Raw genomic sequence first — 17,289 nt, 5'->3', positions numbered from 1 at the left:
ATTACTATTTCCAGCATTATACAAACAGCCCGGGTTTAACATATTGGGAATCAGAGTATATTATTATTGTAATTTTTAATATAAATTTGCGTAATTTTTCGACCTAATTAGTATTTTAGACACTGGTTGGGCTTCTTTAAAAGAGACGCCGACCTACCATATTTGTTATGAGGCCTATCCTATGTCTTTTTTTCATTATTGTGCAGATGATTGCCCGGGGACAGACGGCAACTGCACCTCCGTCTACAGATCCGCCTCCGGCGGGCACCGTAGCTCCGGCAGGCCCAGTGAAAAAAGGCAATTTTGAAACAGAATTTAAAATGAAATCGGGCAGTTACCTGGGCTTCGGGCAGGTGAATCTCGGCATGGGGGAAATCGGGTTCAAGGTAGTGGTGTTCTGCCAGAATAAGGAGAAGAAGAACGGCCGTCTTGAATTCCGCATTGACCGTCCCAAAGGAAAGAAAAGCAGGCGTATCGGTACGCTGAAGATCCCTTTTACGGGAGATACGACCTATGCACTAAAGTTAACCGGCAACCCTAAATACTCCTATGGGATACACGACCTTTATCTTGTAGCGAAAGGTAATCCCTTCAGTATAACTTCCATCACTTTTGTGCAGGATTATTGAGCTAATTCCTGTGGTTCGCATATTACTTTTTTCGCTCTCCCTATCGTGGTTATCGGTCCTGTTATAATTGCGACATCTGTGGCAGGGTTATAACTGTCGTGCAGATCGAATAAAGAAGAGGGTGTGTTAGCTGTTCACGCGAAGTAGCTCGGTTTCAGTATGGGATGTCGGTCGACGCCTCTCTGGAAGTCGATTGGGCTTTGTCAAGCGGATAGGCTTTTGAGTATAGATTTGGCAGCACCGTCCGTGTCACCGGAGAGCCGAAGGCCCGACATTCCCATCTGAAACCGGTGCTACTTCCGCTCTCCCTATCGCGGTTATCGGGTCCTGTTATAATTGCGACATCTGTGGCAGCTTGTAGCTGTCGCGTGGGGCCAATAATGAAGGGCTGTTATCAGCTGATCACGCGAAGTAGCTCGGTTTCAGTATGGGATGTCGGTCGGCGCCTCTCTGGAATGCTATTTAGCTTTGTCAAGCGGATGAGCTTTTGAGTATAGATTTGGCGGCACCGTCCGTGTCACCGGAGAGCCGAAGGCCCGACATTCCCATCTGAAACCGGTGCTACTTCCGCTCTCCCTATAATTATATATAGGCGTATGCGTATCAGGACGATGGCGACAGCGTTCTCAATTGTTGCGGCCCTTACTGACAGGTCACCTGAATATAAGCGGCCGCCCATAAGTATAACGGTTTCAGGTGGGAATCACTGGCCTTAGTTATTTGAAGCCCGCTCGTACGATTGATAGGGGTTTGATACCTATTCCAAAGCTCATACGATTCCCAAAGCTGAATAGCGCGCAGCTTCAAAGAACTACAGCCAGTGATCCCAGCCTGAAACCGAGGTATCACAAATAACGAAGACCAGTATCACGGCACACAAGCTATAACAAGGAAGCCAGCCTGAAACGGAGGTATCACAAATAACGAAGACCTGTATCACGACGCACAAGCTATAACAAGGAAGTCAGCCTGAAACCGGGGTATCACAAATAACGAAGACCTGTATCACGACGCACAAGCTATAACAAGGAAGCCAGCCTGAAACGGAGGTGTCGAATAATGAAGACCTGCATTATATGGAAGAACTCAATGAACATATAGACAATTGAGGCTGCAGTTTCAGCATGAATGTCTGCACCTCCTGTTGGCCAGGATTGTTTAGCTGATCGCCAGCCGCAAGTAGCAGGTATTCGCCCAGCACCCCAAAGAGTGTAAGCGTGCCTGTTGTATAAACGATAGCGACTTTATGACCGGCCTTGCTGGTAATATCGGAGGCGACGATCTCAAAGCGGTGACTTTCGAAAGGAACCGGATATCCCAGGTTATCGGCAAGGCCCGGGATCTGTTGCTGCAGCTCCCGCAGGAACAAACCTATGGAGAACCCTACTTTGTAATGCAATGACCCGGCCTTGGGATTGGCAGCCCGCACCTGTTCCCAGGTAGTGAACTGCTGCTCCCGGTTATAGGCCTGCACCTGCATGAGAAATTCGTTATAGCTTTCGTGAAAGATATCCTTTTCGAAGGTGCTCCCGGCATGGACATCGATGATCTGCCTGTAAGAAAGTTTTACCAGCGCTTTTTCCATTGTTCAGCATTTAATGTCCCGAAGGTAGCGGATTCGCGTCAGCTGGCCCTGGTAGCGGTTGTACTTAGCGGTAAACAGGCAGTTTCCGTAGGTTAATGAGCGCTGGATAAGCATATTTTCACTCCGATATTATCGCAGTATGTTAAAAGAAATATAAATCTTGATTATTTTTTCTATTTTAGGTGTAAAATCGACACGTTGAGAAAAGTATCGTTATGAAAATCAAGCTGCACACTATGTAAAAATTGTGAACCTATGTAGTTGTACTGTGCTATTGACCCGCTACCATGTATTCTTTAACTAGCAAAAAACCACATTTTGATGATGATGACAACCAATAGTGTCTAAGGACGGATATGTTATTGCATTGCCCGTCGTAACCAAAATCAGCGATAGGAGTTCGCCTTTCTTTTAACCACACAATTTAAACGTATGAAAAATGTAGACCTGTTGAAGGTCAGGCAGCGTCATGCCTGGCAGTCAACACTATTACGCATGAAATTTACTTTGCTGCTTTTTATGCCTGCCCTGTATCCGCTTATTGCTGCTGCGGATGGCTATCCAACCTCATTTTCAATCCGGCAGGATATTATACTGAAAGGAAAGATCGTTGACAAAAATAAGGAACCGGTGATCGGCGCTACTATCAAAGTAGTGGGGACTTCAAAAGGGACAACCACATTACCCGATGGCTCTTTTTCATTGAGCGTCGCAAATGGCGCTCAGGTGACTATTACTGCAATCGGTTTCCTATCGCAGACGTTTACTGTCAACGGCAACACTCCCCTGAACGTAACGCTCGATGCAGATACCAAAGGCCTCAGCGAAGTAGTCGTTGTAGGTTATGGCGCACAGAAAAGAGAGGCGGTATCGGGTTCCATTGCTACCGTGAAAGGCGCCGAGCTGGTGAAATCGCCCGCAACGAACCTGTCCAACTCCATTGCCGGACGTATGCCTGGTGTAACTGCCATGCAGAATAGTGGTGAGCCCGGCGCTGACGGTTCATCCCTCCGTATCCGTGGCTCCAACACCCTGGGTAACAATGACCCGCTGATCGTAATAGACGGTGTGGCAGGCCGTACCGGTGGCCTGGAACGTTTAAATCCACAGGATATTGAGAGTATTTCCGTACTGAAAGATGCTTCCGCAGCGATCTATGGCGCACGAGCTGCCAATGGTGTTATTCTCGTAACCACCAAACGTGGTAAAAGCGGTAAACCGCAGCTATCTTATTCCTTCAACCAGGGCTGGTCACAACCTACCCACATCCCTGAAATGGCAAATGCCGCTGAGTATGCGCAGCTGAGAGATGAGCTGAGCCTTTACCGCGATGTACCGGGAAGAGAGTGGGCTACTGCCTGGGATGTATACAAACAAGGGGGTACCTATACTTCGCCCACTACCAACAAGAAATGGGATGTGGCTTTTGGTCCGACGGAGATAGATAAGTTCCGCAATAGTACAGACCCCTGGCTGTATCCGAACACAGACTGGTATAAATCCACTTTTAAGACATGGTCGCCCCAATCAAACCATAGCGTACAGGTGTCTGGTGGTAATGAGAACATGCGTTATCTGACCTCCTTCGGTTATCAGTCGCAGGATGCCTATTATAAAAAATCGGCTACCGGTTACGACCAGTACAGCCTGCGCGTGAATCTCGATGGCAGGATCAACAAGTACGTGAACGTGAGCGTAGATATGTTAGGTCGCCAGGAAGAGCGTAATTATCCTACCCGCAGCGCCAGCGACATTTTCCGTATGCTGATGCGTGGTAAACCTACCGAGCCTGCTTTCTGGCCCAATGGTCTGCCAGGTCCGGATATCGAGTACGGTAACAACCCTGTGGTGATCACTACCGACCAGACAGGATACGACAAGGATAAACGCTACTATGTACAGACCAGTGCCAAGCTCGATGTATTGATCCCCGGTGTGGACGGCCTGAAACTGAGCGGTAATGTGGCATTCGACAAATACATCAAGGGCACCAAGCGCTGGATGACACCCTGGTACCTGTATACATGGGATAAGAAGACCTATCAGCAGGATGGTAAGACACCTGTGCTCGTAAAGGGCAAACGTGGTACAGATCAGGCTACCCTCAACCAGGGAGATGAAGATCAGAGCAACCTGTTGCTGCGTGGTTTGCTGACCTACGACCGTAGCTTCAACAAAAACCATACAGTGAACTTCGTATTCGGTGTTGAAAGGGAAAAAGTCAATTCGGCATCTTTCAGTGCTTTCCGCAGATATTTCATTTCTCCGTTGATCGACCAGCTGTTTGCCGGTGGCGATGCAGAGAAAGACAATACCGGTAGCGCCTGGGACCGTGCCCGTCTGAACTATTTTGGTCGTGTGGCTTACAACTATAAAGAGAAATACCTGGCGGAGTTTGTATGGCGGAATGATGGTTCCTATATGTTCCCCAGCAATTCCCGTTTTGGTTTCTTCCCTGGTCTGATGTTAGGTTGGCGCATATCTGAAGAGAACTTCTTCAAAGAGAACGTGAAATTCATGAGTTACCTGAAACTGCGTGCATCATGGGGTAAACTGGGTAATGACCAGGTATACTTTGACGATAACGGAGATGGTACCCTCACACTGCAGGAATACCAGTACTATTCCACTTATGGCTTCGGCAGTTACATCCTGGGAGGCAATGTGGTGAAATCACTCTTCGAAGCGCGTATACCTAACCCATACATTACCTGGGAAGTAGCGAACAACTATAACGTTGGTCTGGATGGCGCCTTGCTGAACGGTAAGATCTATTTCGAACTGGATGCGTTCATGAACAAACGTTCCGGCATCCTGGTAAGAAGGAATGCATCCGTGCCGCAAACTACCGGTATGACACTGCCTGCGGAGAATATTGGTAAGGTAGACAATAAGGGTTTTGAATTCCGTGTTGGCTACAATGATAATGTGGGCAGTAAATTCCGCTATGATGTGAGCGTGAATGGCGGTTACTCCAAGAACAAGATCGTGTTCTGGGACGAAGCTCCTGGCGCTCCGGCCTGGCAGCGTTCTACCGGTAAGCCAATGAATACCAACCTGTATTATGAATATGACGGTGTATTTAAAGACTATGCGGAAATTGATAAGAACACCATAGATTATACTGCGCTGACAAACAACCTGCGTCCGGGCGATATGAAGTTCAAAGACATTGATGGTAACGGAAAGATCAATGGAGACGATAAGATACGCTACGGAAAGAGCAATCAGCCAACCTTTACAGGAGGTCTGAATGTGAATATGCAGTATGGCAATTTCGATATGGCCATCCTCTTCCAGGGAGCCACCGGCGGTGCGCTGCATATCAACACAGAATCCGGTGAGATCGGCAACTTTACCAAAGACTATTATGATCACCGCTGGAGCCCTGACAATCCTAACGGCGAGCACCCACGTGTAAATGACCGTAATGATACTTATTGGGCAACAGGGAATACATACTGGATCCGCAGTACTAATTATGTACGTCTGAAAAACCTGGAAATCGGCTACAGTATCCCTGATTTCCTGAAGAAGAAGAGCGGTATCTCTACGCTGAGATTATATGCAAACTGTCTGAACCTTTTCACCCTGGACAATCTGAAGATCCTTGATCCTGAATCTGTGAGCGGTAATGGTCAGTATTATCCGCAGTCAAGGGTATTGAATGCAGGCTTCAATTTAACTTTTTAATCAGCAGTATCATGAAACAACTACTTAAGAAAATATACATTGGTATCGGTATGGCGGGCGCTTTGACAGTTGCTGCGTGTAATACCGATTTCCTGAATACAAGACCTTTAGGGGAAGCGACGAAAGACGATGTGTGGCAGGACCAGGCATTGACAGAAGCTTTTGTCAATGAAATTTATAATGGTCTGAGCAGTGGTGGTTTCCTGGAAACCATGTTATCGTCTGCTACCGACGAGACCATGTTCACCCACAACTATGGCATGAAGAATATGGGAGAGGCTACTATCAGTCCTACGGATGCCGAGTACGTGAACAATCGCGGTACTTTCCAGTGGGATGATATGTATAAACGTATCCGTGCCTGTAATGTATTCTTTCAGAATATCAATAAAGTGCCTTTTGATAAAGCGGGACTGGGCGATCGCATGAGGGGAGAAGTATACTTCCTGCGTGCATATTTTTATCACCAGCTGGTACGTGCTTATGGTGGCGTACCATTGATAGACACAGTGTATACGCTGGCTGATAAGGATTATACTGTAGCCCGTGCCTCTTTCTCTGATTGTGTAGAGCATATTGTAAGGGACTGCGATTCAGCGGCCCGTTTACTGCAGGGTAAGGAAAGCCTTATTGTAAAAGGCCGTGCTACGGAAGGTGCGGCACTGGCGCTGAAGTCGCGCATGCTGGTATATGCTGCGAGCGACCTGTATGATTTCCCTACTGCCAGTGCAAAGGCGCCGGTAATAGCGACAGTGGCAACCCATGAGGTGCTGGGTTATACCAGCGGCGATCGTGCTGCACGCTGGAGACGTGCCAAAGCCGCAGCACAAGCGGTGATGGCGCTCAACCGTTACAGTCTGGCATCTCCAACGCCTGCTACTCCGGAAGAGGCAAGTAGTAATTACCAGCAAATGTTCCTGAAGGACAACTCTGAAAGCATCTTCTCCCGTTACTTTGTGAATGCCAAATCAGAGGCTGGTGGACAGATCGGGCTTTACAATGGACTGAACGGGTACCATAACTGGTCTGGCAACACACCCACCCAGCTGCTGATCGATGACTATGAAATGGCAGATGGTACGCCTTTTAACTGGAACGATGCTGCACATAAGGCAAACCCTTACCGCAACCGTGATCCACGTTTCTATGCAAGCATCCTGTATGACGGGGCCAACTGGCGTCCGCGGCCTTCTGACGTTGCGGCGAAAGATCCGGCTAACCAGGCGCAGACAGGCATCTACCAGGTATGGGATGCAGAACATTCACAGATCATCAATATGCCGGGACTGGATACCCGCCAGGGACCGGTTGAAAACTGGAACGGTAGTTTTACAGGATATTATATGAAGAAGTTCATTGATCCTGCTGTGGATGCACAGTATTTCCGCCAGGAGGTACCGTATCCTTTCTTCCGTTATACCGAGATCCTGTTCAACTATGCGGAGGCATGTATGGAGCTGGGTGAAGAAGATGAGACACGGAAGTATCTCAACGAGATCCGCACACGTGCGGGAATGCCGGCTATAACCGAATCGGGTGCAGCGCTGAAAGCACGTTTGCAACGCGAGAAAGAGATAGAGATGGTGTTTGAGGAGCAGCGCTTCTTCGACGTGCGCCGTTGGATGATAGCGCCGGCAACGGTGGGGCGTGCGCTCAGGGGGATCAATGTAGTAGGCAAACTGAAGCCGAATGTGAAGGTGACGCTGTATCAGCATGATGAGAATAGTTATGACTATACTTATACGCCGGTAACTTTGGTGAATGAGAACAGGATCTGGCTGGATAAGATGTATTTTATGCCGCTGCAGCGCGATGAGATGAACAGGAATAATAAACTGGTGCAGAATCCGGGGTATTAGTTTTCTGTTGGTTGTGTCGCCTGAAAGTTTGCTTTGTTTAATCAATTGGTAGTAGACCGCTTGTCTCGCCTGGTAGTTTGGCGCTTGTTGATTAGCGCGAAGCCGCTTCGCCGGGGCGGCATCCGCAGGAAGTACTATACGGTGCTGCGGAACGCTCTTCAGTACCTTGATGAAGCGGTGTAATGCGTGTCGGGATTGCATAGTTATCTGGCTTTGTCAATCGTATCACGCGTCCCGACGGCACTGTACAGTACTTCCTCCTACGCCTACTCAACTGGCGCTATCCGGCCTCAGATAATGGAGGTAGCTGCAGGTGTGGTTGAAGCGGTTGCATCAGCGGTCGTATCAGCCGGTGCATTGGCTATTTTTGTAGCCGTTGTTGCTGTAGCCTTTGGTGTTGCAGCTGTAGCTGTTGTCGCAACTGTTGTTATAGCCGTCTCTGCGTATACCTTTAGCATCTCCTTTGTGTGGGCTAAGGTCAGGCTATCCCTGATCAAGTCTTTAAAGAATGGGGCCAGTAGTGCTCCATTCTTTATTTTTTCCGGGAGATCAGGATTAGTGATCGCGAATCTGCCGATGGATATAAGATCTGCTTCCTGATTGGACAGCAGCTTTGTGGCAAGTATGGTATCGTGCATACCACCGTTTACAATAACTGGTTTCCCCGTTATCTGTTTGGCGAGACCATTGGAAGATGTTCCATTGTCATATAGTGATTCCCTTGCCCAGTTCCCGCCTTCGGATGCGATGTGGATATAGCTGAGGTCCACTTCTTTCAGGATGTTGAATATCTCCCTGGCCGCGTCTGCGCCGCCGGGCCACCTGTAGGTGAGATCGTTCACTTTACTTTCCGATAAACGTATACCAACGATGAAATCTTTAGGAACAGCATTCCTGATGGCTGTAAATACCTCCATCGGGAACCTTAGCCTGTTCTGATAGCTGCCTCCATATTCATCTTCCCTGGTATTTGTGTGCGGGGTGATAAACTGATCCAGCAGGTAACCATTGGCGGCGTGTATCTCTACGCCGTCAAATCCGGCTATTAGTGCCCTGATGGCCGTTTGTACAAATCCGTCTTTCACCTCCTGCAACTCCTTTTTACCCATGGCAGCCGGAATAGGGAAGGGGCCTGTCAGATCTCCGGGTTCGGTATTCCGGAGGCCCTTGGGCTGTATGGCGGAAGGAGCGATCGTTTTATCAGTATGCTGGGATAATGCGCCTCCGTGCATTAACTGGAGGATAATGAGCGCATTGGGATCTGCCTGATGTACTTTTTCTGTTACCTTTTTCCAGCCTTCTACCTGCTCATGGGTGACGAGGCCTGGCTGATGATTGTCGGTTTTGCTGAAAAGATCGTCTGTATAGGTGCCTTCGGTGATGACAAGACTGAAGCCGCCTTTGACGAATGCCGAGTAATAGTCAGCCATTTCGGCTGTAGGAACGCCATTGGCAGTTGCGCTTCTGCGCGTCATGGGAGCTACGGTGAATCTGTTTTTGAGTGTATGGGTTCCTAATTTTGTTGGCTCGAAGAGTATGTCTTTATTTGTGCTCATAGATCATTTATTAGAACACAAAGATCAGATGGAGGTGAGGAGATGGACGTATAACTAATTTAATATTTGGGGTTAAAATTGTTTAATAGAAATAAGGCATGACAGCGTTTGAAATGTTCTTTTAGTACCTTTGGTATTTTGATGTATGGATTTCAAGTCAGCAATACTAGCCGTAGCCAGGAAGCTGGGTATCCCCGCTGGACACTTTGATAGTGTTGGTATTTATGACTGGCCGGAAATATTTAAGAAAATTGAATCCCGGTTCATTATACGGGAAAATACAAATACCAGGTTTAACTGGTGGTGGGAAAACCTAAGAAAAGACAGTATTTCTTTGTCGTTTCCACAAGACGACGCATGGAGGCATTTGAATAATATAATTGACAAAAATGAAAAGGTTTGGTTTGTAGCGGGTGCGCCCAAAGGAGATCGTGCAAAATTGTGGTTGTTTGAGGGGACGGTTGAATCTATCCAACAGATCATCGGCCAGTTCCATCATTTCGAGTATTACCTGGTGTCAAAGAAATATGAATGGCTGCTGACAGAGGATCATCATGGGGTTTTAACCGGGCTTGGTACTGTTAAAGATAAACTGTTGTCATTATCGCCGGTTAAGGAAGATATTTGAGCCATCACCTCTTCCCGCCCTTTCTGATCTGGCTCAGAAACACCGGCGTAATCCCCAGAAATGACGCAATATGCTTCTGCGGCAACCTTTGTTCAAGCGTGGGATATTTCTTTATCAGCGCTTCATACCGTTCAGCGCCTGTCATAGATATTGCATTTAAAATGCGCTGATCCTGTGCGATCATTGCCTGCTGATTTAATATGCGCCAGAACTTTTCAAATGCCGGGATCTCCGTGAAAAGCTGATCCATCCCCTTCCTGTCTATCTGCAGCACGACAGTTGCCTCCTGTGCAATAATATTGATCCGGGAAGGGACCTGATGAATGAAGCTGCCGGCATCGCTGATCCACCAGTCTTCCATGGCGAAGTGAAGGGTATGCTCATCGCCCTTATCATCTACATAAAAGGAGCGGAGAAAACCGGAACAGACGTAGCTCTCGTACTTGCATATTTCCCCTTGTTGCAGCAGGTACTGCCTTGGCAGCAGCTTGCGCAATGTGAGGAAGCTGCAGAAATGTTCCTGTTCTTCCGGAGAAAGACGGATCCGTTTCTGAACATGATGTAAAATAAGCTGATGTAGCTCAGGCAGTGGCGGCGTAGCAAGCATAAGACTGGTTTCTTCAGAAACAAATATAGCAACCATCTTAAAAAATAGTAAGCTAAATCAACCTTTCATAGAATTCCTGCCAGGTTTCCCTGTTTGTTTTCGTAATTTTCCCGTGGCTTTATTCATAAAACCCAATTACCATATGCTGATGCAAAAGACAAAGGGATGTCTGATCCTTGCCCTGGCAATGACAGCCATTACCACTTCCGTATTTGCCGGCGGTCCGGGCAAGCCGGGCGCCACTGATGTTAAACCGGATGCTAACAATGCCGGATTGAAATTACCTGCCGGTTTCGGCGCTTTAAAAGTAGCAGACAGCCTGGGCAGGGCCCGTCATATCGCTGTAACGAGCAACGGAGGTATCTACATCAAACTGGACAGGGCCAAGAACAACAATGGCATACTTTATCTCCAGGACTCCAATGGCGACGGTAAGATCGACAAGAAGACCGGCTTTGGCGCCTATGGCGGTACAGGGATCTATGTGAAAGGGGATTACCTGTATGCTACTTCCAACGAAGACATTTACCGCTATAAACTGGATGCGCAACAACAGGTGATCGATCCTGAACATCCGCAAACCGTGGTGACTGGCCTCATCAACCGCAGACAGCATGAATCAAAGTCGATCGTGCTGGACGACAACGGTAATATCTACGTTAATATCGGGGCATATTCCAACTCCTGCCAGACGAAAGACAGAACAGCCGGTTCACTGGGCATGCAACCATGCCCGATACTTGATTCCGCGGCCGGCATCTGGCAGTTCAAGGCCGACAAACAGAACCAGACCTATGGCGATGGCGTACGCTATGCTACCGGTCTGAGGAACGTGGTGGGGCTTGACTGGAATAAATCGCTCAACCAGCTGTTCGTGATGCAGCATGGCCGCGACCAGCTGCATGACCTGTTCCCGGATCTGTACACAGAGAAACAATCGGCCGACCTGCCGGCAGAATGTATGTATGCCCTGAAACAGGGTTCCGACTGCGGCTGGCCATATATTTATTACGATCCCTTCCAGCATAAGAAGATGCTGGCGCCTGAATATGGTGGCGATGGTAAAAAGACCGGTAGCGGCAATATAGAGGAGCCTGTAGTGGCTTTTCCTGCCCATATGGCGCCTAATGGCCTACTGTTCTATACAGGTAGCCAGTTCCCCGAAAAGTACCGTAACGGGGCTTTTGTGGCCTTCCACGGGTCATGGAACCGCTCTCCTGAGAACCAGGCTGGTTTCTTTGTGGTATTCGTGCCCTTTAAAGATGGTAAACCTGCCGGTAAGTGGGAAGTATTTGCAGATGGATTTGCAGGTCCCGGCCCGGTAAAATCGCCCGGCGACGCGGTACACCGTCCTTGCGGACTGGCACAGGGACCGGATGGTTCACTGTATGTGACCGATGATGTGAAAGGAACTGTTTACAGGATCGTATATAAGACCAAATAGACATGAGAAAATGGATACTGGCAGCAATGCCATTGATGCTCGGTGTATTGTTAGCGAATGCACAGGCGAAGAAACCGGCTCCGGCAAAACCGGCAGCCGCCAAACATACCACCGGCGTTGGTACAGCCCAGATAGCAAGAGGGAAGCTACTTTATAAACAGTACTGCATCTCCTGTCACCAGGAAAACGGAACAGGCGTACCCCGTATGAATCCGCCCCTGGTAAAGACGGAGTATGTACTGGGCGACAAGACAAGATTGATCGGGATATTACTGAACGGACTAAACGAAGACGTAGAGATCAACGGGGAATATTATTCCAACCCGATGCCTTCACAGGCGGCCCTGAAAGACCAGGAGATCGCCGATATACTGTCTTATGTCCGGAATAGCTTCGGCAACAAGGCCAGCACCGTTTCCGCGGCGGAAGTAACTGCGGTACGCGCTACTGTAAAGTAAAGAATGTGAATATTTTAACTGCGGCATTTATCCAGTGTGGGTAAATGCCGCAGTTTTTTAATTGCTTTTGTCAAACAGATTTTTAACATTTGCGGAAAATTTTAGGGACATGTCAGTGAATCCAGAAGTGGTGCGGGAGGTTAGTGAATTCAATAATTATTACAACAGCCTGGCGGAATTGTTAAACAGGCACTTAGCGGACAATAATCTATCATTATCAGCTTTACGTGTGCTGGTAAAGTTAAGGGAGGAAGAAGATCAATGCACTGCGGGCAGACTGATTGCAAACCTGGGTATAGACGGCGGATATCTCAGCCGCATCCTGAAGACCTTTGAAACAAATCAGCTTATTTCCAAGCGTAAATCCACCATGGATGGCCGTACCTGGTATCTGCAGCTGACCCCCAAAGGACGCAAATTGCTGGAGATACTGGAAGAAGGCTCTGCACAGCAGATATCCCAACTGCTGGAACCCCTGGGTACAGAACAGCAACTGGCCCTGGCCGGTGCTATGAAAACGGTAAGGCATATCCTCTCTGATGATGCCAGGATCTCTGCAGATGATATTACCTACAGGCGCGACCTCCAACCGGGCGATGCCGGCTTTATCATGCATATGCACGGCTCCCTCTATGCTAAGGAAGCCGGATATAACCTCGAATACGAGACGCATATCTGCAAGACCTTCTACGAATTCCTGGAAGCTTATAACTCATCCAAAGACCAGGTGTTCCTGGCCATGCATGGCAACCAGATCATCGGTTCCATCGCCGTACTGGGGCACTCCCGCTATGCTACGCAGATGCGCTGGTTCCTGGTACATCCTGATTACCGCGGGCTCGGTATCGGGCAGCGCCTGCTCACAGAAGCCATCAATGCAGCAAAAGAGAAGCTGTTCCAGAAGATCTACCTCATCACCACCGCCCAGCAGGTGGCAGCAACGACCTTGTTTAAGAAGAATGGCTTCCGCAAGTCGGGCGAGAAACATATGCCGATGTGGGGACTGCAGCTGACGGAAGAACGCTATGAGATAGATCTGATCTAAGCGGAACAGACTTTTATTGTTAGCCCCTTGCTTTATTTAAAACATTTAAATACTTTTAGTACGCTGTAGTTCATCCAGGGTTCATTGTGTTTATTACATAAAACCCTTAAAATGAAACATCTGCTAACCTGTATACCGGTTTTGCCATGCAAAGCGGTTATGATCCATGTAAGGACACATACCTTAGCAAGGTCTCCCTTCCCCTCCAGTTACAATCAGTCAGTCAGCAATGGCCCCTAAGGTCAATGGCCTCATTATACCAGCGCCCTCTCTCTGGCAGGTATGATCGTATCCATATTTCCTGCCTGGTACTGTTATTCCAGGCAGTATGACTGAGCCACGTTACTGTCAGGTCCTGTTTGGAATAGACAGCAGCCTGATGACCGGCGCCCTTATGCACAGGCATGCACCTTTGGACGCCTATGCATTTGCATACGGTTCATGCTGTTTTACTATTTCGCAACAGATCAATGTCTGATTGCTCAACCACGTTGATATTCATTCCTCATCCTTCAAAATTCAAAACCATTTAAACATGAAAACACTTTTACAGGTGGCCGTATTAGTACTGTGCTTACAGTTCAACAGCGCAGGCCAGCTTGCCAATTTCAATGCAACAGCAGAAGCATTACAGACCAGTATGTACAACACTTTCGGCGTGCCCAACGAAAATTACTGGTGGTGCGCTCATGGTGTGGATGCACTGCTGGATGGATACATGCGCACACGTTCCGAGACCTATAAGACACGCATGAAATCATTGCTGCTGGGTGTCAGGAGTTTCAATGGCAATACCTACATCAACTATTTCTACGACGATATGGAATGGATGGGTATCGCGACGCTACGCGCCTGGTATGAAACGGGCGATGCTGATTATTACAATGTAGCCAGTACGCTCTGGAACGATATTAAGGGCGGTTACAGCAATGGCGCTATCGACTGGAACAAGGGCTGTGCCGGATGTAAGAATTCCTGCGGCAATGCCCCGGCAATCATCCTGGGAGCAAGGATGTACCGTATTACGAATTCGGCGGCCGATCTGCAATTGATAAAGGATGTCTACTCCTTTATGAAAGCGCACCTGGTAGACCCCGTAACAGGCGCTGTATGGGATAATATCAACCTGAATACCGGGGTTACCAACAAAGACTGGATCTTCTCATACAACGTGGGTACTTTCATTGGCGCAGGCTGGGAACTGTATAAAATAACCGGTGATGTCAACTACCTGAATGATGCCGTAAAAACTGCTGAATATGCAATGAACAGCAGACGTACCAACGGAATGTTCTTTGCGGATGAAACAGGCGGCGGCGATGGTGGGCTTTTCAAGGGTATCTTCATCCGTTACCTTGCCCAGCTGGCACGTGAAGGCAATATACCGGCAGAGACAAGAGCGCGCTATAATGAAGCGATCCGCTTTAATGCGCAGACCCTGAAGACAAGTGGTATCAATCCTTCTACCAACCTGGTAGGCACTGTATGGTCGCAACAACCATCCGGCAGTACAGATTACGCAACACAACTGAGTGGTGTGAAAGTGATAGAAGCAGCCGCTATGCTGGATCAATCCTATTTCTACAAGGATATCAATTACGGAGGTAGTTACTGGGGCCTCACAGTAGGCAGCTATAACACAGATGCACTGGTGGCAAAAGGCATTCTCAACAATGACATTACTGCTTTTGCAATTCCTGCCGGCTACCAGGTAAGGTTGTTTAAGAATGATAATTACCAGGGAGAAAGCTGGACGGTGTCCGGCAACAGTGCCTGGATCGGCGGCGCCTGGAATGACAGTGTTTCCTCTCTTATTGTTAACTACACCGCGGGCGCCAGCTTCTTTAAAGACTGCAATTATACCGGCGATGTAATCAGCCTGGAAGCAGGCAATTATACGCTGACACAGCTGCAGGCAAGAGGCATTTCTAACGATGCGATATCATCCCTGAAAGTGAGCAGCGGCTACCAGGTAATACTGTATGAGCACGACAATTTCGGCGGAACTTCCGTAACCACTTCTACTGATCTTAACTGTCTCGTAAATCAGAATTTCAATGATCTGACAAGCTCTTTACGGATCATTGCAACCGGGGCTGCGCCAACAGCATCAACACTTGCGCAGACGGCTACTGCAGGAAAGAATACGATAAAGGGATTGGTATTGTATCCTAACCCCGTAGGTAATACGTTGTATCTGAAAACTTCAGATGATCTGAGCGGCGCGGATGTGACGGTAACGGATATAAGCGGCAGGATGAGGATCAGGAACCGCCTGTCCGGTAACAGCATCAATGTAGCCGGTCTGTCATCGGGCGTATATTGGGTAACGATAGTGAAAAACGGAAAAAAGATCACACTTTCTTTTGTGAAATAACTGATTGTAAAAGAAGGGACTATTTAACGGCATGCCGGTTCTGACATGGAAGGACCGGCATGCTTATTGCAAATTATAAATGGATTACTATATATTTGCTGCCGTAAACCCCTGAGGGACGGTTCGTGAATGCAAAAAGAGGATGTTCTGAGTATCTTATTATACCCCTTAGACAACATTAACTAAGCGACTGAATTTCAATTTTAATATATTATCTACTGTATGCCTAAGCGTGCCAAAAAGGGTATTTATTTATTTTCTTTCAATGTTGTTATCTTCTTTTCAATGGCCTACATGTTGTCTGGCAACAGGAAGGATATGCAATGGATTAAACAGTATTCTTTCAGACAGCTTGTTGATACCGGGGGAGTAGGTGCAACAAATGGATATTCACTCGCCGGCAATTCAGTTTTTGCTTCCCGCCGCGTTACAGATACTTTACCCGACACGATCAGTTTTTCTATAGTAGGGGATATGATGGTAGGTTCTTCCTATCCCGCAGCTGCTTTTCTGCCAACAGCAGAAGAGGGGAATATCCTGCAATATGCAATGCCGCTTTTACAACAGACAGACCTGCGTATCGGCAACCTGGAAAGTGCAGTGTCCGACAGCGCCAAGGTGTTTAAAAGCTGCGGCTCCAGTCAGTGTTTTGCCTTCCGTACGCCGTATAAATGCGCCATGTGGTATAAAGAGGCGGGTTTTGAGTACCTGAACCTGGCCAATAATCACTCTTTCGACTTCGGTATGACGGGCGTGAAACATACCCTGGCATTCCTGGACAGCAATAATATTAAAACCAGCGGTGTGCCGCAGCACCGTTTTGATACCCTTACCATCAGGAATACCCGTATCGGTTTTGTTTCCTTTGCCCCCCATAGCAATTGCCTGGACATGAACGACGACTCTCTCGTAAGGGCGACAATCGCCGAGGTACGTCCCCTTTGCCAGCTGCTGGTCGTGTTCTTCCACGGAGGCGGGGAAGGATCAGGCCGCCAGCATACACCTAAGGGCCGGGAGTTCTTCTATGGACAGAACAGGGGAGATGTAAGGCATTTTTCACATATGTGTGTGGAGGAGGGAGCAGACCTTGTAATCGGCTCCGGCCCTCACGTAGTAAGGGGTATGGAGAGATATAAAGGAAAATTAATTGCTTATAGCTTAGGAAATTTTGCAACTTATCATCAATTCAATTTAAAATATCCCAATAATATTGCACCTTTGCTGCAGGTAAAAATCACCAGTGGGGGAAACCTGGTGGAGCATAAAGTGTTTTCCTTCCTGCAAGAGGGGGAAGGCATACCTAAACCGGATACAACATTGAAAGCTTTCAAAATGATCCGTTCCTTATCTGTAGAGGACTTCAAATACTCGGAGGTGGAGGCGGGGACATTTGATTAAAACCATGTTA

Annotated in this window: 13 protein-coding genes; 9 read left to right on the top strand and 4 right to left on the bottom strand. The window is 47.9% G+C overall.

The features are described from left to right. Positions 1–167 precede the first annotated feature (167 nt). Positions 168–629: a carbohydrate-binding protein gene (locus MYF79_RS19675; RefSeq protein ID WP_199658672.1), complete on the top strand. Its 462-nt coding sequence runs from the start codon at positions 168–170 to the stop codon at positions 627–629. Between the two features lie 1,072 nt (positions 630–1,701). On the opposite strand, the gene MYF79_RS19670 is transcribed toward MYF79_RS19675, so the two are convergent. Continuing rightward, positions 1,702–2,214, bottom strand: a complete 513-nt coding sequence (locus MYF79_RS19670) for a hypothetical protein (protein WP_247809341.1) — start codon at positions 2,212–2,214, stop codon at positions 1,702–1,704. A 432-nt stretch (positions 2,215–2,646) separates the two neighbouring features. Here MYF79_RS19670 and MYF79_RS19665 point away from each other — a divergent pair, with 432 nt between their 5' ends. Next, complete coding sequence (locus tag MYF79_RS19665; RefSeq protein ID WP_247809340.1) at positions 2,647–5,907, top strand: SusC/RagA family TonB-linked outer membrane protein; 3,261 nt, start codon at positions 2,647–2,649, stop codon at positions 5,905–5,907. Positions 5,908–5,918: 11 nt separating this feature from the next. Then, complete coding sequence (locus MYF79_RS19660; protein ID WP_247809339.1) at positions 5,919–7,766, top strand: RagB/SusD family nutrient uptake outer membrane protein; 1,848 nt, start codon at positions 5,919–5,921, stop codon at positions 7,764–7,766. A 290-nt stretch (positions 7,767–8,056) separates the two neighbouring features. On the opposite strand, the gene MYF79_RS19655 is transcribed toward MYF79_RS19660, so the two are convergent. Then, positions 8,057–9,322 carry an NADH:flavin oxidoreductase gene (locus MYF79_RS19655; RefSeq protein ID WP_247809338.1) on the bottom strand — a complete coding sequence of 422 codons (1,266 nt, stop codon included), beginning with the start codon at positions 9,320–9,322 and terminating at the stop codon, positions 8,057–8,059. Positions 9,323–9,467: 145 nt separating this feature from the next. On the opposite strand from MYF79_RS19655, the gene MYF79_RS19650 reads away from it, so the two are divergent. After that, positions 9,468–9,950, top strand: a complete 483-nt coding sequence (locus tag MYF79_RS19650; RefSeq protein WP_247809337.1) for a DUF6756 family protein — start codon at positions 9,468–9,470, stop codon at positions 9,948–9,950. 4 nt (positions 9,951–9,954) lie between these two features. On the opposite strand, the gene MYF79_RS19645 is transcribed toward MYF79_RS19650, so the two are convergent. After that, positions 9,955–10,593: a Crp/Fnr family transcriptional regulator gene (locus tag MYF79_RS19645; protein ID WP_247809336.1), complete on the bottom strand. Its 639-nt coding sequence runs from the start codon at positions 10,591–10,593 to the stop codon at positions 9,955–9,957. 112 nt (positions 10,594–10,705) lie between these two features. On the opposite strand from MYF79_RS19645, the gene MYF79_RS19640 reads away from it, so the two are divergent. From MYF79_RS19640 to MYF79_RS19630, 3 genes are all read left to right on the top strand, one after another. Then, positions 10,706–12,001 (top strand): PQQ-dependent sugar dehydrogenase, encoded by a 1,296-nt coding sequence (locus tag MYF79_RS19640; RefSeq protein WP_247809335.1) that lies wholly within the window; start codon positions 10,706–10,708, stop codon positions 11,999–12,001. Between the two features lie 2 nt (positions 12,002–12,003). Beyond that, the gene (locus tag MYF79_RS19635; RefSeq protein ID WP_247809334.1) at positions 12,004–12,459 is read left to right on the top strand and encodes a c-type cytochrome; all 456 of its coding nucleotides are present in this window, start codon (positions 12,004–12,006) and stop codon (positions 12,457–12,459) included. A 109-nt stretch (positions 12,460–12,568) separates the two neighbouring features. Next, the gene (locus MYF79_RS19630) at positions 12,569–13,504 is read left to right on the top strand and encodes a bifunctional helix-turn-helix transcriptional regulator/GNAT family N-acetyltransferase (RefSeq protein WP_247809333.1); all 936 of its coding nucleotides are present in this window, start codon (positions 12,569–12,571) and stop codon (positions 13,502–13,504) included. A 223-nt stretch (positions 13,505–13,727) separates the two neighbouring features. Here the strand turns inward: MYF79_RS19630 and MYF79_RS19625 are convergent, their stop codons facing one another. Next, positions 13,728–13,910 carry a hypothetical protein gene (locus MYF79_RS19625; protein ID WP_247809332.1) on the bottom strand — a complete coding sequence of 61 codons (183 nt, stop codon included), beginning with the start codon at positions 13,908–13,910 and terminating at the stop codon, positions 13,728–13,730. A gap of 129 nt (positions 13,911–14,039) precedes the next feature. Between MYF79_RS19625 and MYF79_RS19620 the strand changes: the two genes are divergently transcribed. After that, on the top strand, positions 14,040–15,881 hold the full coding sequence (locus MYF79_RS19620; RefSeq protein ID WP_247809331.1) for a glycoside hydrolase family 76 protein: 1,842 nt from the start codon (positions 14,040–14,042) through the stop codon (positions 15,879–15,881). Positions 15,882–16,103: 222 nt separating this feature from the next. Continuing rightward, positions 16,104–17,279 (top strand): CapA family protein, encoded by a 1,176-nt coding sequence (locus tag MYF79_RS19615; protein WP_247809330.1) that lies wholly within the window; start codon positions 16,104–16,106, stop codon positions 17,277–17,279. The last annotated feature ends 10 nt before the right edge of the window (positions 17,280–17,289 follow it).

This window comes from Chitinophaga filiformis (assembly GCF_023100805.1).
Classification (GTDB): Bacteria; Bacteroidota; Bacteroidia; order Chitinophagales; family Chitinophagaceae; genus Chitinophaga; species Chitinophaga filiformis_B.
Note: the sequence above shows the minus strand (reverse complement) of the source record. Positions and strands in the feature narration are given on the sequence as shown.

Coding starts and splice junctions, on each gene's coding strand:
- MYF79_RS19625 (WP_247809332.1), bottom strand. CDS start 13,910: ATGCCTGTGCATAAGGGCGCCGGTCATCAGGCTGCTGTCTATTCCAAA.
- MYF79_RS19665 (WP_247809340.1), top strand. CDS start 2,647: ATGAAAAATGTAGACCTGTTGAAGGTCAGGCAGCGTCATGCCTGGCAG.
- MYF79_RS19650 (WP_247809337.1), top strand. CDS start 9,468: ATGGATTTCAAGTCAGCAATACTAGCCGTAGCCAGGAAGCTGGGTATC.
- MYF79_RS19670 (WP_247809341.1), bottom strand. CDS start 2,214: ATGGAAAAAGCGCTGGTAAAACTTTCTTACAGGCAGATCATCGATGTC.
- MYF79_RS19620 (WP_247809331.1), top strand. CDS start 14,040: ATGAAAACACTTTTACAGGTGGCCGTATTAGTACTGTGCTTACAGTTC.
- MYF79_RS19660 (WP_247809339.1), top strand. CDS start 5,919: ATGAAACAACTACTTAAGAAAATATACATTGGTATCGGTATGGCGGGC.
- MYF79_RS19615 (WP_247809330.1), top strand. CDS start 16,104: ATGCCTAAGCGTGCCAAAAAGGGTATTTATTTATTTTCTTTCAATGTT.
- MYF79_RS19675 (WP_199658672.1), top strand. CDS start 168: ATGAGGCCTATCCTATGTCTTTTTTTCATTATTGTGCAGATGATTGCC.
- MYF79_RS19645 (WP_247809336.1), bottom strand. CDS start 10,593: ATGGTTGCTATATTTGTTTCTGAAGAAACCAGTCTTATGCTTGCTACG.
- MYF79_RS19655 (WP_247809338.1), bottom strand. CDS start 9,322: ATGAGCACAAATAAAGACATACTCTTCGAGCCAACAAAATTAGGAACC.
- MYF79_RS19640 (WP_247809335.1), top strand. CDS start 10,706: ATGCAAAAGACAAAGGGATGTCTGATCCTTGCCCTGGCAATGACAGCC.
- MYF79_RS19635 (WP_247809334.1), top strand. CDS start 12,004: ATGAGAAAATGGATACTGGCAGCAATGCCATTGATGCTCGGTGTATTG.
- MYF79_RS19630 (WP_247809333.1), top strand. CDS start 12,569: ATGTCAGTGAATCCAGAAGTGGTGCGGGAGGTTAGTGAATTCAATAAT.